The organism is Pseudomonas sp. EA_65y_Pfl1_P113 (assembly GCF_963970525.1).
In the GTDB taxonomy this organism is placed as follows: domain Bacteria; phylum Pseudomonadota; class Gammaproteobacteria; order Pseudomonadales; family Pseudomonadaceae; genus Aquipseudomonas; species Aquipseudomonas tritici.
The window spans coordinates 1-493 of the sequence record NZ_CAXAQM010000426.1 but is presented as its reverse complement, the minus strand read 5'-3'; the positions used below and the strand labels follow the sequence as shown (position 1 = coordinate 493).

The following is a 493-nucleotide window of genomic DNA, read 5'->3' as shown; positions in this document are numbered from 1 at the left end:
CAGCACGTCGCGGCGATAACCGTGATCGTTGGGAATCGACGACCTCTCACCGACCCAGATCCCGCCATAGATGCCGTGGCCGAGATGCTCGGCGAACTGGCCGCACACTTGCCGGTTCATCACCGGTCCCGGTTGATCGCCGTGAAGCGTGGCGGTCGCGGTATTGGCGGGGTCGACATTTTCCTGGGCAAAGCCCGCGCCAGGCACCGTGGCGACAAGGGCAAGGCCGAGCAAAAGATGGGCGCGACGGATCATGGCAATAGTCCTTTGACGCAGAGCGTGGGGGAAGTCGGCCGGAGCACGACGCGGATCCGGAAAGGCGAGAGTTTCGGCGCGGCCCGATGCCGCGCGGGACATGCAGATCATATGCAACATTCCCCCCTCACACCCGCAAAGAGCGCCACCGAGCCCTTGCGCTTTCCGTTATATTGTCTGAGTATAAGCAGAGAGCCAGTGCGTCAACGGCGCGGAACGCGCAATCGTCAGGCGGTTC

General features: G+C 63.1%; 1 pseudogene. It reads right to left on the bottom strand.

From position 1 onward, the window contains the following. Positions 1-255, bottom strand: a pseudogene (locus AACY52_RS30395) (hypothetical protein); the annotation flags it as partial. Positions 256-493 lie beyond the last annotated feature (238 nt).